The following is a 24777-nucleotide window of genomic DNA, read 5'->3' on the forward strand; positions in this document are numbered from 1 at the left end:
TGAGGATATTGACATTCATAAAACCGATAGTTCTTAAAATACCTATTTCGCCTCCAGCACATCCTTTAATACCACCCAAACATTATCAGCCAGGATTTTATCGCCTTCTGCTGTAGGATGAATACCATCTTCCTGGTTAAGTTTCGGAACTCCGCCAACTTTATCTAAAAGAAACGGAACCAGTGCCATATTATTCTTCTTCGCCAGATTTGGAAAGATATTTTTAAAATCTTCTGCGTATTTGGCGCCCATGTTCGGTGGAACCTGCATGCCGGCCATCACCATTTTTACATCCGGATACTTTATTTTCACACTATCAATAATGCTCTGCAGATTTTTAATGGTTTGGGCAACTGGCAATCCGCGGAGACCATCATTGGCACCAAGCTCCAGTACAAACACATCAATAGGTTGTTTCAGCAACCAGGAAATCCTGCTTTTGCCGGCAGCAGAAGTTTCACCACTAAGTCCACCGTTAATTACTTTATAAGGCATTTTCAGCGAATCGATTCGATTTTGAATCAGTGCCGGATAAGCTTCAGTCGGATCAAGACCATAACCTGCAGTTAAACTTGTTCCGAAAAAGAGTATATTTTTAAGCTGTGCCCCTGATTTTTTCGTGGTTTGGTCAGCTGAATCTAAAGTTTGATTATTATTTTCTTTGCTTTGTTTATTTCCACAGGCGGCAAACAGTAAAGCCGAAACAAATAAGACGGTTAAGCGTTTTCGTAACATATGATGTAGTTAATTCTCTAAATAAAAACCACTACCTTAACAGATCAGGGGCGGTTATGTTTGGTCTAATATCCGTATACAAATTCTAAAAAAATAAACGATTGGAAAGTATTTTAAATATTCGAAACGTAAATAAAATTTATCAAAGTGCCGGGCGCGAACTTAGCGTACTCAATAATATCAATTTTGCAATCGAAAGCGCTTCTACGGTGGCCATCACTGGTCCGTCTGGAAGCGGAAAAACCACATTACTGGGTTTGTGTGCCGGTTTGGACCGGGCAACCAGTGGTACCGTTGAACTAAATGGTATCGCACTAGAGAAACTCAATGAAGACGAACGTGCAGCCATGAGAAACCAGTATGTAGGTTTCATCTTTCAGAATTTTCAACTTTTGCCCACCTTAACAGCCTTAGAAAATGTAATGGTTCCACTGGAATTACGTGGCGCAAAAAATATTAAAGCGCAGGCACTCGATTTGTTGGATAAGGTTGGCCTGGCCGATCGTTCCCATCATTATCCGGTTCAGTTATCTGGCGGAGAACAGCAACGCGTCTCATTGGCAAGAGCATTTTCAAACCAACCTGCCATTCTTTTTGCTGATGAACCCACCGGGAATCTGGATGCAGAAACCAGTGAAAAGGTAATTAAATTGTTATTCGATCTGAATAAAGATGCAGGCACTACGTTGGTGATTGTAACCCACGATTTGGAACTTGCTGCCCGAACCAGCAGAACCATTAAAATTAAAGGCGGCGTAATTGTTTCTGATGAAAACCAAGGTTATGCAGAATAAGCTCCCTAAGCAAAGCATCAAATTATCCTGGCTGTTTAAAATGGCCTGGCGGGATAGCCGGAAAAACCGCTCACGTTTGTTGTTATTTATTTCTTCTATTGTGCTTGGCATTGCAGCTTTGGTAGCGGTATATTCTTTTAAAGATAATTTACAGCACGACATTGATGCGCAGGCGAAAGAACTTACTGGTGCTGATCTGGTTTTAGATAGCAGAAAAGGCGTAACCAAGGCGATGCAGAAAATGCTGGATACACTCGGGAATGATCGCTCGCAAGAGAAAACATTTGCCTCGATGATCTATTTTAAAAAGGGTGGCGGCAGCAGGTTGGTGCAAATGAAAGCACTAAAAGGTAATTATCCTTATTACGGCTCACTCGAAACCTTACCTGTTGAGGCTGGAAAAAACTTTCAGTCTGGCCAGGATGCATTGGTAGATCAAACCCTAATGCTCCAATTTGGCGCTCAGGTAGGCGATTCGCTCAAAGTTGGCGACATCAGTTTTAAAATTCTTGGAACGTTGATTAAAGCACCCGGCCAAACCGGAATTGCAGCCACAGTGGCGCCAACGGTTTACATCCCCATGCAGTTTCTGGAGAAAACTAACCTCATTAAAACCGGAAGCAGGATCAACAATAAGTTTTATTATCAATACGATGATCCGTCCGGCATTGATGAATGGGTAAAGAAAAATGAGACGAAACTGGAAAGTGAAGGCTTTGATGCCGATACGGTTGAATCCCGCAAAGAACAAACCGGAAGATCTTTTAAAGATGTAAATCGCTTCCTGGCACTATCTGGTTTCATCGCATTGCTTTTAGGCTGTGTAGGTGTGGGTAGCGCTATCCATGTATACATTCAGGAGAAACTTAGTGCAGTTGCTACTTTGCGTTGTTTAGGTTTAAAAGCCAGACATGCGTTTTTCATTTACCTGATTCAGATCTTTTTTATCGGCTTAATTGCAGCGGTGCTGGGGTCAGCATTGGGTACAGGAATACAGTTTCTTCTCCCAATTGTGCTTAAAGATTTTCTTCCTGTAGAGATTACCATGCAAGTTTCGTGGGCAGCAGTAGCCCAAGGGATTTTGTTAGGACTGATCATTTCCATCCTATTCGCCCTTCCTTCACTCCTATCAGTGAGAAAGATTTCGCCTTTAAATGCCATCAGAATTTCCTTCGAACGAACTGGCAAAAAGCAAGACCCTTTAATTTGGCTGGTTTATATTTTGATGGTTGCTTTTGTAGTGGGCTTCACGCATTTGCAAATGAAAAGCTGGATACAGACAGTTGCTTTCACGGCTAGCATTGGAGTCGCTTTTTTATTATTGATTTTGCTCTCCAGGATCCTGATGTTTATGGTAAAAAAGCTTTTACCAAATTCCATCAGTTATTTATGGCGACAAGGATTTGCTAACCTCTATCGCCCGAATAATCAAACCCTGATGTTAACGGTTTCTATAGGCTTATCCACTGCATTCATCTGTACCTTATTTTTTGTTCAGGGCATTTTGATGAGCAGGGTAACGCTTTCTTCGGGAAGTAACCAGCCGAATATTGTAATGTTTGACATTCAAAACGCGCAGAAGAAAGGATTAGATAGCCTCACGAAGTCCTTCAAATTGCCACTGATGAACCAGGTTCCTGTGATTACCATGCGCATCGAAGAAATTAATGGAAAAACATCCAGTGCCGATACAAGTAACCGCCGTGCTTACCGCAACGAACTCAGGGCTACTTACCAGGATAGCCTTACCGCAGCAGAGCAAATTACCGAAGGGAAATGGGTGGGAAAAATTAAACCTAATGAAACCATTTACATCTCGCTTGATCAACGTTATGCACAGCAGATCAATGTCGGCCTGAATGATAAAATCTTATTTAATGTTCAGGGAATGATGATTCCAACAGTTGTAGGAAGCCTTCGTGAAGTAAACTGGAGTAAAATGCAAACCAATTTCAGGGTAGTTTTTCCTGCCGGAGTTTTAGAACAGGCGCCACAGTTCCATGTATTAATGACCCGTGTGCCTTCAAATGAGGTATCAGCGAAATTTCAGGGAGAAGTGGTTCAGCATTTCCCGAATGTATCGGTGATTGATTTAGACCTGGTGCTTAAATTACTGGATGAATTGTTGGGTAAAATTGGTTTTGTCATTCAGTTTATGGCTGGTTTCAGTATGGTTACCGGTTGGATTGTGTTGATTTCAGCGGTGCTCACCAGTAAAAATCAGCGGACTAAAGAAAGTATTTTATTAAGAACTATGGGGGCAAGCAAAAAACAAATCCTGGCCATTAATGCCATTGAATACTTTTTTCTTGGTGCCTTTGCAGCTGGCGCAGGTTTAATTTTAGCCATCGGTGGCAGCTGGGCTTTAGCTAAATTTACTTTTGATGCGGCATTCGTTCCACCTTTTCCAGCCACCTTATTACTTTTTGGTTCCGTTATCTTGCTGGTTGTGGTTACCGGAATTTTAAGTACCAGGAGCATACTAAATCAACCCCCACTAAAAATATTAAGATCGGGGAATTAACCGGATGACAGGTTACCGCAGTAAAAATCCACTGTTAAATATTTAAACACTGGAAACATTTTTAATAAACGGGCGTTTTTAAGCAAATTGATTTAAAAGATGAACAATAAGCTTAGAAACACCTTACTACTGGCCACCTTAGGCATAATTGTAATCAGCTATGCAGGGTGCGGGGTGTCTATACCGAAGGGGGCAACGGCCATTAAGCCCTTCAAAAAAGATAAATATTTAGGTAAATGGTTCGAAGTGGCCAGGATGGATTTTAAATTCGAAAAGGATTTAAATAATGTTACGGCCACCTATTCCCTTCAGGATGATGGAACGATTAAAGTGGATAACCGCGGTTATAACTACGTGAAGAAAGAGTGGAAACAAAGTGTTGGGAAAGCAAAATTTGTAAATGGTACAGATGAAGCCAGACTAAAAGTTTCCTTTTTTGGACCGTTTTACGCTGGCTACAACGTAATCGAAATTGATAAAGATTACCAATATGCTCTGATTGCCGGAAACAGCCTGGATTATCTTTGGATTCTGTCGAGGAAAGCAACCATTCCGGAAGAAATTAAAGCTGCTTATTTAAAAAAAGCAAAGGAAATCGGGTATAAAACCGAAGATCTCATCTGGACTAAACATGATCAATAATTATTGATTTTTTTTGGAATCCTGCCTCATCTGTTAAATTTAACCTAAGCACCCTAATCGAAACAAAAACGTTATCTACTGTCCAACGGTCTGTTTTTTCCTTCGCAGCTGAGAAAATATAATTTGTAGATATTTAGTAATCCGCTGTTTACAATTGTGAATAAAGAAGCATTTAGTTTAACAGCTATCCATTAAATGTAAACAAATTTGTTTACATTTGAGTATGACACCATCGTTTGAAAAATATAAGGGAATCCATCCGGGGATCATTTTAGACAGGGAACTAAAAAAAAGGAATATTAAAAAAAGGCCTTTTGCACTTTCCTTAAAAGAATATCCACAAATTATAAACGATGTTTCTAAAGGCAAAAGAAGTTTAACACCATCACTTTCTATTAAAATTGATAGCGCTTTAAATCTTGAAGAAGGAACAATGTTGGTTTTACAGGCTTACTATGAAATTAAAAAAGAAAAGCTATTATTGGATGATAAGCCTGATTTAAAAGTTTTAAGAAAAGCCCTTTTTTGGGACACAAATATTAATCAGATTGATTGGAAGGTACAATATAAAGCAGTAATTGAAAGGGTATTTGAACGAGGAAGTAAAGATGAAAAAGCTGAATTAGAAAGATTTTACGGACAAAGTAAAATTCTGGAAGTATTGGGCAATGCAGCATCTAATATGGACAAAAAAAATACCTCTTCTGATTTAGAATCGACTTAAATGCTATACTGGAATACCGTAAATCAATTTCTAAAAGCTAGTTTGTTAGATTTAATGCAAGCAGCAGAATTAAAAGACTTCAGACTGGTTGGAGGTACTGCATTGAGTTTATATTTGGGTCATCGGTTATCTGTCGATATTGACTTATTTACCGATGCACCGTATCGTTCCATAGATTTTGATTGCATTGAGCAGTATTTACTTAAACAATATAAATATGTACAAGGTGATTTTGGTGGAAATCCAGGTATGGGAAAATCCTACTTAGTTGGAACTGATCGCAATAATGCTATTAAACTAGACCTTTATTATGCGATGGATCCATTTTTCCAAGATTACGTTATTCACGATGATGTAAGAATGGCAACCGTTGAAGAAATTATTGCCATGAAAGTTGATGTAATTTTAAGGGGTGGAAGAAAGAAAGATTACTGGGATTTACATCAATTATTAGAAAACTACACCATTGATCAAATGATCGACTTACATCAAAAGAGATTTGAGTGGACACACGATCGAGAAAAAATTCTTAAAAACTTCAGAAATTTTAGTGATGCAGATTTGGATTTTGACCCCATTTGTTTAAAAGCTAAAGAATGGATTTTTATAAAAGAAGATTTTGAAGACGCTTTAAAAACTTACTTTTGATTGATGATCAGATTAAATAGTGAAACACCAAATGATATACTTCGGGAGGTGAAGATTGGGGACATGGTTACTGATACTTTCAGCAAAACCGGATTGGTAGAGAGCATTGAAATGAACGATGATGGTTTATACCGGATTTTTGAATTTCACCTGGTAACCGGGCGAACAATCATGATAAAAAAGTAAATTGCGGTTTAACCCGATCTAACCATGTCATTGTTTATTCTTCTCTTCGGCATTTTGCTGCTTTTTGTGATGATCCTGAAAAAGATCAATCCGATGATTGCCCTGGTTGCAGTGGCCATTATTACAGGATTACTTCTGGGGATGCCAGCTACAAAGGTGATGGGTTCCATCAGCAATGGAATTGGCAGTACTTTAGGCAGCATGGTAATGGTGCTTGCGCTAGGTGCTATGATGGGAAAATTGATAGAAGACAGCGGATCAGCAAAGAAAATTGTTTTTATTCTGATTAAAGCCTTTGGGAAGCAAAACATTCAGTGGGCAGTGTTGCTTACCGGTTTGCTGGTTGGGATTCCGCTTTTTTATAACGCTGGTTTTGTAGTTTTAATCCCGTTGGTGTTTGCCATCTCTGCAGCCACAGGCTTATCGAAGTTATATATTGGCTTGCCAATGGCCACAGCACTTTCTGTAACTCATGGTTTTTTACCTCCTCATCCGGGGCCTGTTGCACTTTCAGGAATTTTCCATGCAGACATTGGCCAAACACTGATTTACGGCTTGATTTTAAGTTTACCCATTGCCGTAATCGCCGGAATTTATTTTCCACGGTTGATTATGAATAAAATTCAGCCAGCCGTAATTAAAGATTTTATAATTGAAGAAGGCGAAGGTTTGCCAGGTACCGCAAAAAGTTTCATCACGGCCTTGCTTCCTGTGTTCTTAATTGTTGCCGGAACAGTGGGCAGCGGGATCGGTGGTCGTTACATAGGTAAATCATTATTCATCTTTTTGGCAGACCCTACTGCCGCCCTCCTTTTATCTGTAATTATTACACTTTTTATTCAGAATACAAGTATCGAAAAAGCCATGGAATCTTGTGCCGAAGGCGTAAAAAGCATTACGATGATTATTTTGATTATCGCAGCAGGTGGAGCTTTTAAACAAATTTTAATCGACAGTGGTGTTGGCGAAACCGTAAAAGAATTAACCGGAAATTTGAGTCTATCTCCGCTATTGCTGGCCTGGTTAATCACGGCATCACTCCGGATTACGCTTGGCTCTGCAACAGTCGCAGCCGTAACGGCCTCTGGAATGGTACTGCCCTTGATTGGTTCACATGCCTCACCAGAGCTAATGGTTCTATCCGTTGGTGCAGGAAGCCTGATGTTTTCTCATGTCAACGATACCGGTTTCTGGATGTTTAAAGAATATTTCAACCTCACACTTAAACAGACCTTCGGAACCTGGACCATTATGGAAAGTATTGTTTCCGTGCTTGGATTAGTTGGCGTATTAATTTTGAATTACTTTTTGGGAAGTTAGTTGAATTTCAAATGGTTAGGACTAAATGGTTATAGGGTTAGAAGTTTAGAGGGTTAGTTGAATTTCTATGCCACCAAACTCATAAATTGGTTAGGTAATTTTCAAAACTGTTTTTAGTTGGTAGGTTAATTTTCTAAACCGCTAACCTTCTTCAATCAACCTCTTCTAAACTACCCTCAACTTCTAACCTTTTCTAAACCACCCTAAACTGCTAACCTTTTCTAACCCCCTAAACCGCTAACCTCTTCTACATCATTTTCCTAAATCCCTCCCACTTTACTTTCCACGTCCCATCTTTTGGAAAACCCGGATTGGTTTGATTGTTTCCATCCCAGCCGGCACACATCAAAGCGACGGCTGTCAACAAACCTCCATTTCCAGGCAGATAAATCCGTAAGCGATCATCCTGATAATTGTGCCCGTTTACGAGATAGGTATTTGTTTTAACGTTCATCAATAGTGCATCTATTGCTTTATCGGGCATACCCAGGCGGGTTGCGGTCATGGCCGTCATTGGAAAATCCCATCCCCAGGTATCATTCCAGCTCCAATCTTTCCATACCAGGTCAAAAGTTTTTCTCATGGTTCCCTTATTTAGCAAATTAGTTTCTGGCAACATCCCATAAGCGCCCAGCACAGATGGATGATCTGTTTTATACTCTGGATTGGTATAAGAATCTGGCGCACTTTCTGCCGCGAGGTAAACTCCATTCTGAACAGGCAATGGGGATAACTTCGCCATTACGTCATCCCATTTTTTATTGCGTTCCAAACCTAAGCGAACCCGCCATTCTTGCGCAGTTTTTAATCCCCACTCCCAGTAAGCCAGCTCATACGTAGGGTTAAATGTACTTTCTGCTTTGAACCGTTCCTGCGCAGGAATCAAACCCGGACCTAAAACATAGTGCCCTTTTTCTTTATCAAAATGAGCGAAGGACGCCATAAAATCAGCCGTTTTAAAAACAAGGTCTTTATACTTTTCCAACACTTTTTTATCGGTTTTGGAACGGTATTCCAATTCGGCAAAAGTGATGAAATGTGGCTGCTGCCAGATTAACATGGCCCCAATAGAAGAGGGACTTTCGTTACCCTTATTATCTGTCATTTTTTGCCACCTCACCCCTTCGAATCCTTGTACTTCTGCTATTTTTTTCGCTTTATCTGCTACCTTGAAATACCAATTGGTACTGCGGGCTAATAAATCTGGCCTGCCCCACAAAGCAAAGTGTACACCATGCCACCAATGCATTTCCAGGTGTGGTTTACCAAACCAGCTGTTGTAGATTAAGCCTGTTTCTTGTGGCGGGAAATCTCCCGAACATTGTATCTTGGTCAGGTATTCTGATAAAATAATTCTACGTTCCAGTTCGAAGGCTCTTTTATCTGTGCTGCCATCAAAGTCTACTGCAGCACCACTTTGCCAAAATGCTTTCCATTTAGATTTACTGTTATTTTGTGTGAGCTGGAAAGATGGAATTTCTACCGTAGCTTTCTGTTCGGAAAAAAGGCAACTGAAGCTGAAGGTTTTTAAAGCTTGATCGGGCGTAATGGTGAAATAATGTTGTTGTTTTTCTATCAATTGTGCTTTACCCTTCCAGGCGATGGTGGTAAAATAAGTCGCAGAATCTACCTTATGTTTAATCAAACCACCATTATCCGTATTGTTTAATAATTCTGAATGATGTTTTTCTGCATTCGCCCAGTTATTCCCAACATCTGCCCATTCACCTGTTGGATAGGGATATTCAATTCTAATTTTCAGGCGACCAGCCGCAATTAAGGGCGATGATACCGAAGCGCCAATCAGATCAACATCCTGATGGCCAACAGTGATCACTTCCACCGGAACACCTTCTAAAGTGAAATTGCTTGTGATTTCGCCAGTCCAAAGGTTTAGCTTTTGATTGATGTTTTGAATATCATTTACAGTTGCCGGTTTTCCATCCTTTTTGATCAGGTCAAATCCGATATTTCCCAATTGTAAACGATGCACATTTTGCCGGAAATAGTTAGTTGCCGCTTTGGCACGAGGCGATTCATTCAGCTGAACCGTGTAAGGAACTTTACGCCCGTATTGATTATAATAACGGTATGCTTCGGTGATTTTATAGTCTGCATCATTTTGAAATGAACCCCAACCCCATTGCGATTGCGTACCCAGCGAAACCCCTTTTGCGTAGCGATCTGGAAAACTTTGAAGTCCGGTGGCATCCACAGTGAAAGCGAACCTGCCATTGCCAACCGATAACGAAGCAAGTGAATCTATATTTTTCACCACAATATTGTGTCGGGTAACCAATGCTTCACGATTAATTTGTGCGAAGACAAGCTCACTATTGAACAAAACGGTCAGCAATAAAAAAGCTGTTATTATTTTTAATTTAGAAATATGCATCATTTTACAATATCATTTAAATAGTGTTCCAGGTTATAACATTTATTTTCGAAATCAATCACCTGCTTAAGGTAACTGCCATTAATCCGATTACCACATCATTACAAAGTGCCGAAAGGGTAATTTTTGAAAGCGTTTTTGCCGGATTCAGCTTAATGCCTAATGCCGTAGCTGCACCACCTTCAATTTCTTTTCCATTCCATTCCGCTGCATTTGCTGAGGTTACTATCTTGCCTATTTTCAAATGTACCCGAACAGGGTGATCGGCACCAGTATCAAAAGCGAAACCATCGTTATACAGATCCTGCTCAATGGGCCACCAGTTTTCGGGATTACTCAACAGGAGTTTCTCTGTTGAACCATCAGCATAATAGACGATAATTTCACCATTATCCATTCTGCTTTGCATTGGATTTGTAGAACCTGCCAGCAGGAAAAACGCTGCATTGGCCTTCCCCGATAGTGGAATTTCGGCCTGCGCCGGATAATTATCCCATTGGGAAGTATAGATAATATTTTTAAGCTGAACCATTGATGGCGTTTTAAAAACAATCCCTGAGGGCAATGAAAATTCATTTTTCTCCCCAGCCAACTGCCGCAATCCGGTATCATTAATTTCAGGATTGAGTTTGGTATTGGTCCAGTCGCCGATGCCTTGTGTCGGCAATTGAAGTGTAGTCGTGTTGGGTCTCGGACTTAAATATTTGTTTTTAAAAATTTGCCCTACCTGATCGTTGAAAAATGTTGATAAATCTATGGTTTCAAATTTTTGATTCTTCCATTTTGCATCAGTGAGATTAAGTACATAATCCTCTTTTTTATCCGGGTCTGTAATTTCAAAACATAATGGAAACCAATAAGTAAAATCTTGCTGCTGCAATTGCACAAAAGCCGTCCGGTTGCCAATTTCTCCTTTTACAATAGCTTTGAGTTTGCTTTCATTCGTTTTTACCTGCTCCAAAACGCCCTGCGGATCATAAACTTTTACAATCTTCGCATCATTGAAATCAATATCGATTGATGACCCTAAACGGTAAGTAATCTCTAACCTGGTTTTTGGTAAAGCACCTTTGCCCCACACCACTTCAACTAAATAATTTTTCGCTGGCGCGACATCAAATTCAATTTCAGGAATAGAAATAGCGTTATCTACGTTTTTCCAACTGATCGCTTTGCCATTTACTTTAAGTGAGATCACCCGATCGCCCCTGGCTTTAATTCTCATTTTCAAACCCAGTTGAATAGTAAAAGAGGGGGTCAATCTGTATTCATCTATATCGCCCTTTCTTTTAAATGAAAAAGCAAGATCAGGAATTTTCAAACTGGCGTGGTCCCATTCCTGCGGTAGTCCGGGTCTGATGAGTAAAGTCTTGTTCAAGGCATCGGGAACAATACCAAAAAGGCCTTCAACCAGCGCACGGGAATTAATTCCAACCGGATCACCAAAATCACGATACAATTCGCCTAAGGTAGCATCATAATGAGAAACCTGTGCAAAATTACCGGGACTGCCACCCATATACATGCTGGTTAATAATTCACTTTTCCACAGTTTAAATGCTTCTTCCGTTCTCCCGGCCTGCCAATTGGCCAATGCCGTATGGGTAGATTCGGCCAGCACAACATTATTTAACGACCATTCGTATGGCATCCAATTCGTGGTAGACAAGGTGTAATAACCTTTATCTTCCAAGCCATTTGCCCGAACGGGAATGTGCGGAATACTGGTATCTACATACCTTAAACTTTGCCAGGCCTGAAACGCATCCGGAACTTCAGAATCAATGCTGTGGTAAATCGTCCACAAACCTGCAGATGGATGAAGTTTTTGCAAACCCAGGGCATCTTTATATTCTGCGAACCAACCTTTTTCTGGCATCCATAACTCCGCATTCATAGCCTTTAAAATCAGATCAGCTTCCTGTTGATAAGGCTTCGGATCTTCATTAATCAAAGGTGCAATCTTCGCCGCAAGCAAATTAGCGCGGTAATTATAAGCCGAGCTATGTGTGCCACTTCCACCACTATATTGCAAGGCATCACTTGCCCAAATGGCAGCATAAGCATCATAAAGGCCATTATTATCAGGATCAAAAACCCGCTTTTCCCAAGCCAAGTGCCTTTTGATTACCGGCCACATTTCTTTTACATAAGCTAGGTCTCCTGTCCAATTGAAATGCCAGAACAGCTGATCGATGTAAACCAAATTCATATCGTAATGGTGCGGACGAATGGACTTTCCATCCGGTTCTCTACTGATATAGCCGTTGGTAAACATGGCGGTGCCCATGGCATCTTTTGATCGTGATAAATTAAATGTGGTATCGGCTAAAACAGGTCCACTTTCCGGAGTAATGACTTGCGAGCGGGCATAAGCTTTAAAGTGCGTTCTTGCCCGATCATGCCAGCCGAGTGGATCTGCAGTATATGGTCCACGCCAACCGGGCAAACGCATACGCCATCCAACGGCACCATGCAGGTAAGAAGGATCTTCCCAAATTCCATCAGCAGCCATGGCCAAAGCCCCACCGATAGTATTAAAATAAGGATCAGGAGTATCAACTATGATTCGATTGGCTAAAATTTTCCTTGCCTTTTCCGATTCCACAAACTGGTTTTCAGGAGTCCACCGTGCAGGCGCTTGATCCATTGCTGGATTTTGAATCAGCACATAAAAATCTTTATTGTTTTCTACTTTTATTTTACCGGTAAGGATAGGATTTTGCCTACTATTAGACTGATCCAATGTAATCGGAGATAACAGATCAATAGCATCTGCTATTCTAATCGGTGCAGGAAACTGGCCCTTTAAAGTCTTTTCCTTCCCATATTGAAGAGAAAAATGCTGCTGATCAACGGCAAAAACATTGTTCTTGCAATTTTCCGGTTTCAAATAAAAGGATGATTCCGGATCTACACCTAAATCACCGCTTCTTTTAAATTTCTGATCACTGGCTCCACCGAATGCCCATAAAATTTCTATGCCTGATTTTACGTTTTCAAACCGAATCTTTAGGATCAATCCATCGCCCTTGCTCAAGGCCAACAGGCTTAACTGCATTTTTCCTTCCCCAAGCAATGGATCCTGAATAGTGTATAGCATCGATCCCGGGCGGTATTTAGCGGTAATATTTTCGGCTTTAATGAGCCATTTACTTTGTGCCCCTTTGATCAGACCAAACTGTAAATTACCACCCATTGCCGGCATGTATAGTGCAAATTCTGGCAAATCACCTCCCTCTACCCGAAAGGCTGAATTAGTACCATACAAGGCCCGGGTAAATCTTCGAGTGCCGTTTTTAATCACGAAATCGCGCCCTTCCGGGTGATACCTTAAGCTTGCTTTCTCATTATGCCAGGTTCCTTCTTTTAGTTTTGGAGGGTATAATTCCTGTGCAAAAAGGGTAGCAACGGATGTAAACAAACAGCAACTTAAAATGTAAAAGCATTTCATGGAAAATTGATTTAAGGCTTAACATTTGTAGAATTGGTTACTTTTAAAGAAGAACCATCTGCTGCTGCAATTTCAACCCGATCAAAGGTCCAATTTTCAGCGAAGTCAATGCTTCCAGCCGTTGCCGCTGCAATTTTAAGATTGGTTAACTTAAAGTCTCTTAAAATTGTTCCGTTTACACCGATGGCGTTAATGGCTTTTTTAGCGTTGGTTGCCGTAACATTAAAAACATTGATGTTCTGGAAAGTAGGAATTCCTTTACTTTCTGGTTCTACCCGATGGAGGAGTTTAGTCCAGTGTGGTGGAATAGAATCAGGGTTATAACCAGCAGGAAGTGTAGAATAACTATAAGCCGGGTTCCAGTTGGGATTAATCTGAATTACATTTCCAACGCCATGCATGGTAATGTTCCCAAAATATACATCTTCTACAGTTCCGCCCCTTGTTTTGGCAGACTTGATATTAATGGCATTGCCTGTGCCATAACCCACTAAATCTGTAGCCCATATATGCCGGATACTGCCAGATGTTTCACTACCAAGCGTGAGCAATCCTGCACCTTTTCGGGCCACACAATTGCGTATCACCACGTATTCTGTAGATCTGTTTACACGCAAGCCATCCCAATCACGACCGGCTTTCAAACAGAAATTATCGTCATTGCAATCAATATCACAGTTTTGAATCAATGTCCATAGCGAAGAATCGACATCAATCCCATCCATACTTGGTCCGTGGCCATCCACATTATTTTTAATGGTGATGTGATCAACTGTTACATATGATGAGTATAAAAGTTGTACCGTCCAAAAGCCAGCTTGTTGAATGGTCACGTCTTTAATGATGATATCCTTTGCAGATTCAACTAAAATTGTTCGGGGGCGTTTGGCATCGTAGTCTACAATCCACCTTAAGCCTTTCGCATCATAGTCTTTTCGTAAATTCCAGTAATAATCCCAAAATGGTTTGCCTTGAGCGTTTATGAGTCCTTCACCAGAAATGGAAGCTTTATTTTCCTTTAAAATATTGATTAATGCAGCCGGCCATTTCATTTCAATTCCAGCTACGCGGGTATCAATTTCAGGATAGTCTTTAATATCTTGACTGCCCAATAATTCTACTCCTTTACCTATCAGGAGATTCACACCAGATTTTATGAATAATGATCCGGTTAAATATTTCCCGGGAGAGAATGACACGACTCCACCACCTTTTTTAGCGCACTCATCAATTGCTTTTTGAATGGCAATTGTAGCCAAAGTTTTACCATCATTTACAGCCCCATATTGGTTAACCAAAAGATTATTCCGCTTAAACGAAAATTTCCTGGCGCCTACTTTATTTACCCAGGCGGGTGCTTTAGGTTGCGCCGAAATGGCAAGAGTCATCAGCAATAAGGCTGCAAGCAAGAGAAAATGGATGCTTTTCATCGGTTTAAAAAATATTTGGTTAAATATAATGACCTTCAGCATAAGCTATAGCGGTTCATTTTTGTTAATATATTAAAAACGACCGCATCAACTATCCTGTGGCATCCTGTTAAATGTTTTTAAGGCTGATAATCCAATTAGAACTAATCTAATATGCGGTCTATTAATCTAGCCTTAAAACTTATTGCTGCCAGCGTTCACAAAGGAAAGCCCTATAGATCTCTCTACTTAATTTTTAAGGTGATAACATATTTTCGTATAGTGTTTAATGCCATATTCTATTTCTACATTAAAAATTACATTTTTTAAGGTGATAAATTATTATCTTTGGTTATGCCATACGTTATTAATTCAGATCGTAACAAGCCTTGGAATGCACTTCCAAGTTTGCCAATTGACTCAAAGTACTATAACCTATAATAAGATTAATGATATCATTGCGGCAAAAGATGCTATCCTAAATGCGGTTTTTGCAGATACAGATATTCAACGCGCAGAATCACTGATAAATGCCATATTTACCCAACCTTTTACCCGTGTGCAACATCTTGTACAATCTGGAATCTACGCAGAAAATACGGCCAGAAAGTATCTCGAACAATTGGTAAAAATGGCTGTTCTTGAAAAAAGAATTGTGGGAAAAAGACACTACTATTTAAACCCGGAGCTTTACAGAATTCTCTCTGACTAACCTGTAAAAAGATTTCTTAACGATCTAAATACCTTTTTGAGATGTATTATTCATTATAAACATTTAAAAATCATATAAACATTTACAGTAATGATGTAAAGTCAGCAGCACCGTTAATCTTAATTTTGTAACCACACAAATAAGACCAACACTAAAAATGAACATCAAAATATCGTTATTTACCTTGTTGCTTTTTGGATTTGCCATGGGCGCAAGCGCACAGCATGAAATGCACATGATGAGCGATTCTAGCAAAAAAGATACTACCCAAATGGATCACAGTATGCACCACATGAAAGGAATGCAAACTGAAGTGCCGATGAGCCATGCCTACTCTTTAAATTTACCCATGCAAAGAAATGGATCAGGAACCGCATGGTTGCCAGATGCTTCACCCATGTATGGTTTAATGTTTCACTCCAAAAAGTGGATGTATATGTTGCATGGAAATGTGGCCCTACGCTATACTAAACAAGATGTAGCAGACAAAGGAAGCCGTGGAGGAGACAAATTTGATGCACCGAACTGGTTTATGTTTATGGGGCAGCGAAAAGTTGGTCAAAAAGGTTTATTTCATTTCAGTTCTATGCTTTCATTAGATCGATTTACCGAAGGTGGCGCAGGATATCCGCTTTTGTTTCAAACCGGCGAGAGCTGGAAAGGACAACCTTTAGTTGATCGCCAGCATCCACATGATTTGTTTTCAGAACTTTCTGTTGCTTATACCTATGCCTTCAACAAAAAATCTGATTTAACGCTTTACCTGGGCTATCCCGGCGAACCAGCCTTAGGTTCAGTTGCCTTTATGCATCGACCATCGGCACTGGCCAATCCGGATGCGCCGATATCTCATCACTGGAATGACGGAACGCATATTACTTTTGGAGTGGCGACGATCGGCTACCGTTATGATAAAGTAAAGATAGAGGCTTCGTCTTTCACTGGCAGAGAACCCGATGAAAACCGCTTAGACTTCGATAAACCACGATTTGATTCTTACAGCGCAAGGTTATCTTATAATCCGACCAAAAACTGGGCGCTGCAGGCTTCGCATGGCTGGATTAAAAGCCCGGAAACGTTGCATAATGATGAAAATGTAAACAGAACAATTGTTTCTGCCATTTATGCGCTTCCACTTGGCAACGAAAAAAACCTTAACGCTACAGCTTTATGGGGCTTAAATAAAACTAAAGATCATGATGGCGAGAATGCTGTATTGCTGGAAGGTGCTTATCGGGTTAAAAAACTTTCTTTATTCACCCGATATGAGCATGTGCAAAAATCTGTCGAAGAACTCAATCTGAATGAAGCTATTTACGGGCATGATGCTTTTGGGGTTAATGCTTTAAGCTTGGGCATAAATTATGACATTTTGAATTTTAATAAATTCAGAACAGCATTGGGTGCACAAGTTTCGCTTTATAAAACAGATGTGGCACTTGATCAACTTTATGGTAAAAACCCGGTAGGCGCACAGGTTTTCATCCGGATTTATCCAAACCTGATGAAAATGTAATCCTATCTGGGAAGGCTTTACAGGCTTTCCCAGATACGATCGACTTAACGCTTTGCTTACTTCAAAGCTTTAAAAATTGCTATTAAATCTTCTTCTCCATAAGCACTTTCAGCATCTTCAAAAGTTTTTAACGCCGTTTTAGCTAAGGGTGTTGAAATGCCTTCATCTTTAGCCAATCTTAAATCTTTAACAATATGCTTCAAGGCAAAGGCAGCTTTGTATTGGTCATTTAAAATTGCTTCCCCTTTAATTTTAGTAAAAACATTACCTATTGCGGCATTGCCGATCAATTCCAATAAATCTGCTGACTTGATTCCTTTTTCATTGGCAAACAAAATGGTTTCTGCTAAACCTTGAGTGTACAAGGCAAGCAGCGAATTAATCGCCAGTTTGGCTTGATTACCCGCACCGGTTTCACCAACCCATTTGCTTAATTTCCCTAATTGATCAAGGATTGGTTTTACTTCTTCAAAAGCCGATTGCGCTCCACCAACCATAATCACCAACTGACCCGTTTCAGCTTGTTTCACACTTCCTGATACCGGAGCATCCAGATAACGGGCATTTTGTTCAGTGCAGTTAGCAGCCATCTTTTTAGCTATTGCTGGCGAAACCGTGCTCATATTAATGATGGTTTTTCCTTTTAACTCCGCTTTCAGAAGACCATTTTCAGCCTCAAAAATAGCTTCAATTGCTTTATCATCGGCCACCATAATGATGATTACATCACTTTCTGAAGCCAATACTTGCGGACTATCAGCTACCCTGGCACCCATTTCCGATAATTTATTTTCCTTTCCCTGGCTTCTGTTGTAAACGGTTACCGAATATTCCGCTTTTATCAATTGCTCAGCCATTGGAATGCCCATATTCCCTAAGCCTATCCAACCAATTTTTATATTGCTCATATTATAGTTTTTGATGATTAACAAATTTGATAAAGAAATGATTGAATTCCGTTTTGTTTACATCATTTTTTCAAACCTATTTTTTCAAATTCTCATTATGGATAGCAACCATTAAATGTGCAAAACCTAAAATGAAAATGGCAAAGGAAAACATAACTTTAAAACTCAATTAGAAAACGATGAGCTATTTACTTAAAGACCTTTATTCGCCTGCATTTTATGATAGATTAACAAGCGCACTGGTTTCTGTATTACCAGATTTTGATCGGGAAAAGTTTCTGAAAGAAATTTTTAATGAAGACTTCAGTTCGAAAGAATTAAAGGAAAGGATGAAGCACACTTCAAAAGTACTTTATGGTTTTCTCCCAGCTGATTATTCTGAAACAATCGAAATCATCAAAAAAACAATTGAGGAGCTAAGAAAAAAAGGCATCGGAGAAGATGGATTGGCTTTTATGTTCTTGCCAGATTATATTGAAACCTATGGGATTGACTATTTCGAAGAATCTGTTGAAGCACTAGAATTTACAACTCAATTTGTAAGTTGCGAGTTTGCGGTTCGTCCGTTTATTTTAAAATATGGTGATCTAATGCTTACCAAAATGCAAGAATGGTCTTTACATGAAAGCCATAAAGTAAGAAGGTTATCGAGTGAGGGAAGCCGCCCACGTTTACCCTGGGCAATGGGCATTCCTTTTTTGAAAAAAGATCCAGCCAGTATTTTACCAATTTTAGAGAACCTGAAGCATGATTCTTCAGAATATGTTCGAAGAAGTGTTGCCAATAGCCTGAATGATATCGCCAAAGATCATCCAAACATCGTGTTAAATATAGCTAAAAGCTGGTCTGGCTTAAGTGTAGAAACCGATGCCATTATTAAACATGGGTGCAGAACGCTCTTAAAGCAAGGCCATGTAGAAATCCTAAAGCATTATGGATTAAATGATGAAGGCATTGTTCTTAAAGACTTCGAAATTTTAACGCCAAAAATCAAAATAGGCGAAAGCCTGACTTTTTCATTCTCCATAAAAAATGAAAATTTAACTGATCAAAAGGTGAGGTTGGAATATGCGATTTATTATAAAAAACAAAATGGGCAGAACACCAAAAAAGTTTTCAAAATCTCAGAAAGAATTTATCCGGCGGGTGCCGAAGTAAGTATTGTTCGAAAGCAAAAGTTCGTATTAATTACGACGAGAAAGTTTCACTTAGGCGATCATCAAATCGCTATGATTATTAATGGTGCAGAAAAGGAAAGTTCAAGCTTTGATTTATTGGCTTAATCCAGTAAAGTAATCAGTTGATCCAACAATGGAATCTGCCTGTCTTTAATAGCAAGAATGGCTTTTTCATAAGTAAACCAATCACCACGGTCTACTTCGACAAAACTTTGCATTTTACCCGATTTTGGTGGCCATTGCATTTCGAAGGTATTGCTATGTAAGGTTGCCGGATCAAGATCTCCTTCTACTGCCCAGCATAAAACTTTTTTCCCACCTTTTTGAATAATAGGCTGTAATTCAATAAAATCTCCATCGATCTTCGTCCCTACCTCCTCTTCAAATTCGCGGATTGCCGCATGGAGTGGTTCCTCATTTTCATCGAGCTCACCCTTAGGTACAGACCATACACCCAAATCTTTTTTAGCGAATATTGGTCCTCCGGGATGGATCAGAAAAAATTCTAATTCTATTCCGGTTTTTCGATAAAGTAATAATCCTGCGCTTTGTCTCATATAGGTGGGTTTCTGATATTTTAATACAATGATAGGTTAATTAAGTTTGATAGATGGTTTCTAAAACTGCATTTTAAGTGCTGATCAAATGCTAAAAAAAAGATCCTGAATCAAGTTCAGGAGGACGAGTCTTCAAGGGGAATCCTCAACCCACCCGTCATGCTGAATTTAGTTCAGCAACTATTTTGATAAGATCCTGAATCAAGTTCAGGAGGACGAGCGAGGAGTGTTTGATAAGCAAAAAACCGCTTCAAGAATTAATCTGAAGCGGTTTTTACCTAAACCTTTTAATGCTATACACTATTTTTTAACAGCAGCTTTTTTGGCTTTGTTATGGTGTTTTGTGTGTGCTTTTTTAACTGTAGTTTTTTCTGTTTTTGCTTTAACAGGTTCTTTTGTTTGTGCACTTACTGCATTTACAGAAAAAGTAGCTACCAGGGCGATCATTAAAATTTTAATTGCTTTCATGTTAATATTTATTTATGGGTTATAAACTGTGTTAATTGTTTAATAAACTTCGAAATATCAAATGAAGATTTAATGAATTTATTTCACCTCATTATCTAATGATTATAGAATATGATATGAGGCAGCTTACGCTACTTCATATCGTATGTAAATTTGCTATTGATGAAGAAATCAAAGCTTTAAATATGAATTTAAAACTTTGTAATTTTAAACTCCGTACGCCTATTTAGCTGATGATCAGCTTCTGAACATTTCACACCGTTTGAACATTGGTTTAACAACATAGATTCGCCATAACCTTTGGCTATAATTCTGTTTTTATTAATGCCACGATCAATAATGTATTGTACAGCAGAGTTTGCCCTGCTTTGAGATAACCATTGATTATACTGGTCGTTTCCACGACTATCAGTATGTGAGCCCAATTCTATCCAAATGGTCGAATTGTCATGCATGATTTTTACCAGCTTGTCTAACTCAATTGCGGCATCCGGACGAATATTAGATTTATCGAAGTCATAATAAATGTTTTCAATCCGAATGGGTTTATCTATTATGATCTGCTCCAGGTATAAATCCCTTTTTATTTCAGAACTCACATTTAAGTTATGAGTAGTTAAACTAGAAACATCACCTCTGTAACCAGTCTTATCACCTGTTAAATTATAATCAGAGGCCTGATCAAGATTGAATTTAAAGTCTCCGGTTTCATCCGTTTCAACTTTTAGTGCTTGCCCATTTATTTTCTTTAAGGTTACTATGGCATGGGCTAAAGGTTTTTTTGAATTGCGATCTAATGCCTTTCCAACAAGCCAGAATGCAATGACTTGTTTAGGCACAAAACTGTAAATATCATCACTACCTATTCCATCCGTACGATTTGAACTCAGGTAACCTGTTTGATCATTGCTTTTGATATATGCAAAATCATCCTGTGATGAATTTATTGGATAATGTAAATTGACAGGCTCTGCGATTTTTCCATTTAAAATTTTTGCAGTAAAAATATCCAATCCACCCATTCCAATTCTACCATCCGAACTAAAGAAAAAATTATACTCCTGATCAAGAACCGGCGTACGTTCGTTTCCTTCTGTATTCAGTCCTTTTAAATTTTCAGGTGTATCCCAATCACCAGCCTTTGTTTTCCGGCTCATATAAATATCGGTTCCTCCCATTCCGTTCAGCATGCTGGAAACAAAATATAAACAATTTCCATCAGCACTAATAAATGGATCTCCATTTGAATAAGCTTCTGCCTTATTATATTTAAATGGAGTTGGAACTGTCCACATGCCTGTGGAATCTTTTTTACATGAATAAATCTCTAAATTTAGCGTGACAATACCATCTTTTCCATATACTGGTTTCTTCGGGATTTTAGTTAAGGTAAAATACATTTCATTGCCATCTGCAGTAAAACTTGCAGGCCCGATATGGTATTCCGTACCTGCATTCACTGGTAAATTGCTTACACTATCTTTGTTTTTATCCTCAATGAAGAGCCTTAAATAGCGGTTACCCGTCCAGCCGTAAATGTTACGATCTGGTTTCTTTGAACCATCAAACTTTAAAAACGAACGATGCGCGTCTTGCTTATCTTCAATTGCGCCACCCCGATCTGAAGCAAACACCACGCTATTTTGATATAAATGTGCACCCCAATCTGATTGTGGAGTATTCAATTTCTTTTTATTATCCAAGGTAATGGCAACTGGTTTTTTCATCCAAAGCAATGCCGAATCACAACTCACTTCCCAAAGTTTCAACTGTATATTGGTTACTTGCTTATTGGTTGAGGCATATTTTTGATATTGTTCTTTTGCTTCGGTATACTTCATGTTTTGTTGAAGCGCTTTCGCATATTGCAGCACATTATCCACACTGGTTTCGGGCATACCGGCAGCGATAGCATACCAGCTTTCTGTTTGTTTATAATCATTTATAAAACGATAACATTTACCCAACTGTTCTGCAGCATACAAGGTGTTTTTTTTCTTATAAGCTTGTTCGTAAAGATCAATCGCATTGATATAATTAAAAAGCTTGTATTGCTTATCGGCTGCATTTAATACATACTGTGCCGATGCAGGTTTAGTCATTAATATCAACGCTGTTAAAAAAAGAAGAGAAAGTAGTAGTTTTTTCATGCTCATATTATTTCATTGCCTCTTAAGGCACCTAAGTTTAAAAGAATCTTGGTGTTAACATTCGCATGTTTTTCTTGTTAAAGAAATAACCAATTGAAATTTCATGTGTACCGCCGCTATAGCCTTGTAGAGGACCTATTGAATAATCGTAAGCATAGCCAATCCTTAAGTTATCGTTAGGAAAAATTTGAAGCGCTGCCACAGCAGAATTGAGCTGACTTAAATCTTTCTGAAGATAATCCTTACTATAAAGTTTTACGCCTGTGCGGTAAGAGCCCCCAATCCATAACTTCTCTGCCAAAATAACGAAAGCATTAAGATCTAAACTGGTTGGACCTCCCCGATCATCTTTTAACAAGAAGGATGGCTTTAATAAAACTTCTCTGGAAAGTGGAATTAGTGTACCAGCAGTTAGGTAATAGTGTGGTTTTGGCTGGGGAATAAATGCATACCGGTCAATATCAATATATTGGGACACTAAATTATCAGCCGAAAAGCCCGCGTATAAACGGTCATTCGAAAAATAAACGCCTGCCCGGGCATCAGGCAATATGCTACTTTGCATACCGGTAGGCTGGTCTATTTCTACATCGTTTGGATTTAACATTGCTCCATCAATCCCCAATTGCACCACACCAACACCTAGCCCAAATGCCAGCCTTGATGTCCCCTCTTTATTCATTGGAATGCGATAGGCATAATTTCCATAAATAGATTGATTGCGTTGCGCACCCAACCTGTCGCTTGATATCTGCAAGGCTAGCCCTACATTTCCATCATTGGCAATAGCATCAATAGCTACCGACATTGTTTTAGGCGCACCCTGAATTCCGGTCCATTGGTTACGGTAAAATGCATGGAGGTTTAATTGCTCTTTATAACCAGCATAGGCTGGATTAATATAGATACCATTAAACATATACTGACTAAACTGGGCATCTTGCTGCCCATTTGCCAGCCTGGAAAATAACAACAGTATTACCAATACTTTTAATATTTTTTTCATCTGTATAATTTTGTTTTATGAAGCTGCTATGATTGAATCCTTTCATTGTATAATTATGAAAAGCATGAAGGTTTCATCGTTTCTGATTAATAAAGAGTGCCATCCCCTTTGAAAAGCCAGTGCTTCCCGTTGTGACAAATACTCATTATTTTTTGAATGCCCTGATTAAGGTAACGTAGCCTTTAAATACCTGCCACCCTGCATCAGCACTATCCTTTACCCTAAGTATATAGTAATAAGTACCTTCATTTAAGCCTTCACCAGTCCAATTATTTTTATAATTAGCTGCCTTATAGACTTCATTGCCCCAACGATTTACAATAACCAAATCATTTTCCGTGAAAAGATCTAATCCACGGATTTCGAAAACATCATTTGAGCCATCTCCATTTGGCGTATATAAATTGGGAATCAATAAGGTTGATCCGGATACAGAGAGTTTAGTAAAGTAGCCACCATTTGCGGCTAAATCTGTAGACATTAAAATATTACTTCTGGTATGAACACCAATTGCAGGATTTGTTCCTTTCAGCGTCTCCCATTTTGCATCATTAACATAACGGGCAATCGCAGCATTGGCATCCTTAAACAGATTACCATTGGTACTGCTATTGTGCTGCAAAACGAGATTTGCCTGCAAGGGGTTTGAACCGAAAATATGCCAGGTTCTATCCATACCAAGTGCCGCATTTAAAATTGGCTTTCCGGCTGCCGAAATATCCTGCACACTCGCATATATTTTTTCTGCAGAGACTGGTGTAACGGTAGCTGGTGTATAATCATTTTCTGCAATACCTATGGGGAAGACAAATGAATCAGCACCTGCATAATTTTTAATCATGTAACCCAAAGGCTTATTTTCGGTTACCACCATTCTATCTCTTGAATAGTTAATGATCTTGCCAGATGTATTGAAGGCAAGATTATTTCCGTTAAGCATAATATCTGCCCGATCAGTTGCAAGATCCAAGGTACCGCCAATATTTAGTGAGGCCGCCAACGATCCGGCTGGGTTTGCTGTACCATATCCTGGGTCACTTACATCAGCTAGCACCATATTTTCAGCATTGCGATGTTCTATCAAAAGGTTAATAAATGCTCCATTATTTCCATCTATATCAGTGGCACCAGAGGGCATGTCTTTATAGAATGGATTGGTACCAGGATTATAAATCACGATCTTTCCTGTTCCAGAAAACGTGGCACCAGGCGCAATCCAGATATTTTTACTAAAAATTTCTAGTGTACCATCTATAATCCAATTGGCATTTGGTCCAAAGTAACTGCCCTCAGAAAATCGGGTTTCGGTTATACCTGCAGAAATTGTCACGGTAGAATTATCGACTGTCATACTCCCAACTCCTGTTTGAGCATGTAATTGATTACCAGGAAAATAAAGTAAGCAGAACATCAAAAATCCATAGCATTGATTTTTCATCTGTTTTGTTTTT

General features: G+C 39.2%; 20 protein-coding genes. 10 read left to right on the forward strand and 10 right to left on the reverse strand.

Going from position 1 to position 24777, the window contains the following annotated elements; translation table 11 throughout:
- Positions 1 to 42: 42 nt before the first annotated feature.
- Positions 43 to 735 (reverse strand): arylesterase, encoded by a 693-nt coding sequence (locus tag ACN1CD_RS20875; protein WP_419132351.1) that lies wholly within the window; start codon positions 733 to 735, stop codon positions 43 to 45.
- Between the two features lie 101 nt (positions 736 to 836).
- On the opposite strand from ACN1CD_RS20875, the gene ACN1CD_RS20880 reads away from it, so the two are divergent.
- From ACN1CD_RS20880 to ACN1CD_RS20910, 7 genes are all read left to right on the forward strand, one after another.
- Complete coding sequence (locus ACN1CD_RS20880) at positions 837 to 1529, forward strand: ABC transporter ATP-binding protein (RefSeq protein ID WP_419132352.1); 693 nt, start codon at positions 837 to 839, stop codon at positions 1527 to 1529.
- Positions 1519 to 4053 (forward strand): ABC transporter permease, encoded by a 2535-nt coding sequence (locus ACN1CD_RS20885; protein ID WP_419132353.1) that lies wholly within the window; start codon positions 1519 to 1521, stop codon positions 4051 to 4053. The genes ACN1CD_RS20880 and ACN1CD_RS20885 overlap by 11 nt, the downstream gene beginning before the upstream one ends.
- 99 nt (positions 4054 to 4152) lie before the next feature.
- Entirely contained in the window at positions 4153 to 4695 is a 543-nt protein-coding gene (locus ACN1CD_RS20890) for a lipocalin family protein (protein WP_419132354.1), read from the forward strand.
- 223 nt (positions 4696 to 4918) lie between these two features.
- Positions 4919 to 5419 carry a helix-turn-helix transcriptional regulator gene (locus tag ACN1CD_RS20895; RefSeq protein ID WP_419132355.1) on the forward strand — a complete coding sequence of 167 codons (501 nt, stop codon included), beginning with the start codon at positions 4919 to 4921 and terminating at the stop codon, positions 5417 to 5419.
- A 54-nt stretch (positions 5420 to 5473) separates the two neighbouring features.
- Positions 5474 to 6067 (forward strand): nucleotidyl transferase AbiEii/AbiGii toxin family protein, encoded by a 594-nt coding sequence (locus ACN1CD_RS20900; protein ID WP_419132356.1) that lies wholly within the window; start codon positions 5474 to 5476, stop codon positions 6065 to 6067.
- A gap of 3 nt (positions 6068 to 6070) precedes the next feature.
- Positions 6071 to 6253: a hypothetical protein gene (locus ACN1CD_RS20905; RefSeq protein WP_419132357.1), complete on the forward strand. Its 183-nt coding sequence runs from the start codon at positions 6071 to 6073 to the stop codon at positions 6251 to 6253.
- A 24-nt stretch (positions 6254 to 6277) separates the two neighbouring features.
- Complete coding sequence (locus ACN1CD_RS20910; RefSeq protein ID WP_419132358.1) at positions 6278 to 7573, forward strand: gluconate:H+ symporter; 1296 nt, start codon at positions 6278 to 6280, stop codon at positions 7571 to 7573.
- Positions 7574 to 7820: 247 nt separating this feature from the next.
- Here the strand turns inward: ACN1CD_RS20910 and ACN1CD_RS20915 are convergent, their stop codons facing one another.
- The 3 genes from ACN1CD_RS20915 to ACN1CD_RS20925 are packed head-to-tail and all read right to left on the reverse strand — an operon-like array spanning position 7821 to position 14852.
- Complete coding sequence (locus tag ACN1CD_RS20915; RefSeq protein WP_419132359.1) at positions 7821 to 9971, reverse strand: hypothetical protein; 2151 nt, start codon at positions 9969 to 9971, stop codon at positions 7821 to 7823.
- 55 nt (positions 9972 to 10026) lie between these two features.
- Complete coding sequence (locus tag ACN1CD_RS20920) at positions 10027 to 13422, reverse strand: DUF4450 domain-containing protein (RefSeq protein ID WP_419132360.1); 3396 nt, start codon at positions 13420 to 13422, stop codon at positions 10027 to 10029.
- An 11-nt stretch (positions 13423 to 13433) separates the two neighbouring features.
- Positions 13434 to 14852: a glycoside hydrolase family 28 protein gene (locus tag ACN1CD_RS20925; RefSeq protein WP_419132361.1), complete on the reverse strand. Its 1419-nt coding sequence runs from the start codon at positions 14850 to 14852 to the stop codon at positions 13434 to 13436.
- 373 nt (positions 14853 to 15225) lie between these two features.
- Here ACN1CD_RS20925 and ACN1CD_RS20930 point away from each other — a divergent pair, with 373 nt between their 5' ends.
- Both ACN1CD_RS20930 and ACN1CD_RS20935 read left to right on the forward strand, forming a co-directional pair.
- Positions 15226 to 15543 carry a hypothetical protein gene (locus ACN1CD_RS20930; RefSeq protein WP_419132362.1) on the forward strand — a complete coding sequence of 106 codons (318 nt, stop codon included), beginning with the start codon at positions 15226 to 15228 and terminating at the stop codon, positions 15541 to 15543.
- Positions 15544 to 15700: 157 nt separating this feature from the next.
- A complete protein-coding gene (locus tag ACN1CD_RS20935; protein ID WP_419132363.1) occupies positions 15701 to 17059 on the forward strand; it encodes a hypothetical protein in 1359 nt (452 codons plus the stop codon).
- Between the two features lie 56 nt (positions 17060 to 17115).
- Here ACN1CD_RS20935 and ACN1CD_RS20940 read toward each other — a convergent pair whose 3' ends face one another.
- Positions 17116 to 17967, reverse strand: coding sequence for an NAD(P)-dependent oxidoreductase (locus ACN1CD_RS20940; RefSeq protein ID WP_419132364.1), 852 nt, complete (start codon positions 17965 to 17967; stop codon positions 17116 to 17118).
- Between the two features lie 179 nt (positions 17968 to 18146).
- Here ACN1CD_RS20940 and ACN1CD_RS20945 point away from each other — a divergent pair, with 179 nt between their 5' ends.
- Positions 18147 to 19250 (forward strand): DNA alkylation repair protein, encoded by a 1104-nt coding sequence (locus ACN1CD_RS20945; protein WP_419132365.1) that lies wholly within the window; start codon positions 18147 to 18149, stop codon positions 19248 to 19250.
- Here ACN1CD_RS20945 and ACN1CD_RS20950 read toward each other — a convergent pair.
- The 5 genes from ACN1CD_RS20950 to ACN1CD_RS20970 all read right to left on the reverse strand — a co-directional run bounded on the left by ACN1CD_RS20950 (position 19247) and on the right by ACN1CD_RS20970 (position 24764).
- Positions 19247 to 19702, reverse strand: a complete 456-nt coding sequence (locus ACN1CD_RS20950) for an NUDIX domain-containing protein (protein ID WP_419132366.1) — start codon at positions 19700 to 19702, stop codon at positions 19247 to 19249. The two genes, ACN1CD_RS20945 and ACN1CD_RS20950, sit on opposite strands and share 4 nt — an antisense overlap.
- A gap of 300 nt (positions 19703 to 20002) precedes the next feature.
- Positions 20003 to 20170 carry a hypothetical protein gene (locus ACN1CD_RS20955; protein WP_419132367.1) on the reverse strand — a complete coding sequence of 56 codons (168 nt, stop codon included), beginning with the start codon at positions 20168 to 20170 and terminating at the stop codon, positions 20003 to 20005.
- Positions 20171 to 20361: 191 nt separating this feature from the next.
- A complete protein-coding gene (locus tag ACN1CD_RS20960) occupies positions 20362 to 22320 on the reverse strand; it encodes an OmpA family protein (protein WP_419132368.1) in 1959 nt (652 codons plus the stop codon).
- Between the two features lie 37 nt (positions 22321 to 22357).
- Positions 22358 to 23326, reverse strand: coding sequence for a type IX secretion system membrane protein PorP/SprF (locus ACN1CD_RS20965; protein WP_419132369.1), 969 nt, complete (start codon positions 23324 to 23326; stop codon positions 22358 to 22360).
- 145 nt (positions 23327 to 23471) lie between these two features.
- Complete coding sequence (locus tag ACN1CD_RS20970) at positions 23472 to 24764, reverse strand: gliding motility-associated C-terminal domain-containing protein (protein WP_419132370.1); 1293 nt, start codon at positions 24762 to 24764, stop codon at positions 23472 to 23474.
- Positions 24765 to 24777: the final 13 nt, after the last annotated feature.

The organism is Pedobacter sp. N23S346, from assembly GCF_048515415.1.
Taxonomy (GTDB): Bacteria; Bacteroidota; Bacteroidia; order Sphingobacteriales; family Sphingobacteriaceae; genus Pedobacter.

What these genes read in the sequence shown, in the direction of transcription:
- ACN1CD_RS20875 (WP_419132351.1), bottom strand. Translation starts at nt 735, where the DNA reads ATGTTACGAAAACGCTTAACCGTCTTATTTGTTTCGGCTTTACTGTTT.
- ACN1CD_RS20890 (WP_419132354.1), top strand. Translation starts at nt 4,153, where the DNA reads ATGAACAATAAGCTTAGAAACACCTTACTACTGGCCACCTTAGGCATA.
- ACN1CD_RS20905 (WP_419132357.1), top strand. Translation starts at nt 6,071, where the DNA reads ATGATCAGATTAAATAGTGAAACACCAAATGATATACTTCGGGAGGTG.
- ACN1CD_RS20935 (WP_419132363.1), top strand. Translation starts at nt 15,701, where the DNA reads ATGAACATCAAAATATCGTTATTTACCTTGTTGCTTTTTGGATTTGCC.
- ACN1CD_RS20955 (WP_419132367.1), bottom strand. Translation starts at nt 20,170, where the DNA reads ATGAAAGCAATTAAAATTTTAATGATCGCCCTGGTAGCTACTTTTTCT.
- ACN1CD_RS20915 (WP_419132359.1), bottom strand. Translation starts at nt 9,971, where the DNA reads ATGATGCATATTTCTAAATTAAAAATAATAACAGCTTTTTTATTGCTG.
- ACN1CD_RS20960 (WP_419132368.1), bottom strand. Translation starts at nt 22,320, where the DNA reads ATGAAAAAACTACTACTTTCTCTTCTTTTTTTAACAGCGTTGATATTA.
- ACN1CD_RS20900 (WP_419132356.1), top strand. Translation starts at nt 5,474, where the DNA reads ATGCAAGCAGCAGAATTAAAAGACTTCAGACTGGTTGGAGGTACTGCA.
- ACN1CD_RS20940 (WP_419132364.1), bottom strand. Translation starts at nt 17,967, where the DNA reads ATGAGCAATATAAAAATTGGTTGGATAGGCTTAGGGAATATGGGCATT.
- ACN1CD_RS20910 (WP_419132358.1), top strand. Translation starts at nt 6,278, where the DNA reads ATGTCATTGTTTATTCTTCTCTTCGGCATTTTGCTGCTTTTTGTGATG.
- ACN1CD_RS20965 (WP_419132369.1), bottom strand. Translation starts at nt 23,326, where the DNA reads ATGAAAAAAATATTAAAAGTATTGGTAATACTGTTGTTATTTTCCAGG.
- ACN1CD_RS20895 (WP_419132355.1), top strand. Translation starts at nt 4,919, where the DNA reads ATGACACCATCGTTTGAAAAATATAAGGGAATCCATCCGGGGATCATT.
- ACN1CD_RS20950 (WP_419132366.1), bottom strand. Translation starts at nt 19,702, where the DNA reads ATGAGACAAAGCGCAGGATTATTACTTTATCGAAAAACCGGAATAGAA.
- ACN1CD_RS20920 (WP_419132360.1), bottom strand. Translation starts at nt 13,422, where the DNA reads ATGAAATGCTTTTACATTTTAAGTTGCTGTTTGTTTACATCCGTTGCT.
- ACN1CD_RS20885 (WP_419132353.1), top strand. Translation starts at nt 1,519, where the DNA reads ATGCAGAATAAGCTCCCTAAGCAAAGCATCAAATTATCCTGGCTGTTT.
- ACN1CD_RS20970 (WP_419132370.1), bottom strand. Translation starts at nt 24,764, where the DNA reads ATGAAAAATCAATGCTATGGATTTTTGATGTTCTGCTTACTTTATTTT.
- ACN1CD_RS20930 (WP_419132362.1), top strand. Translation starts at nt 15,226, where the DNA reads ATGCACTTCCAAGTTTGCCAATTGACTCAAAGTACTATAACCTATAAT.
- ACN1CD_RS20925 (WP_419132361.1), bottom strand. Translation starts at nt 14,852, where the DNA reads ATGAAAAGCATCCATTTTCTCTTGCTTGCAGCCTTATTGCTGATGACT.
- ACN1CD_RS20945 (WP_419132365.1), top strand. Translation starts at nt 18,147, where the DNA reads ATGAGCTATTTACTTAAAGACCTTTATTCGCCTGCATTTTATGATAGA.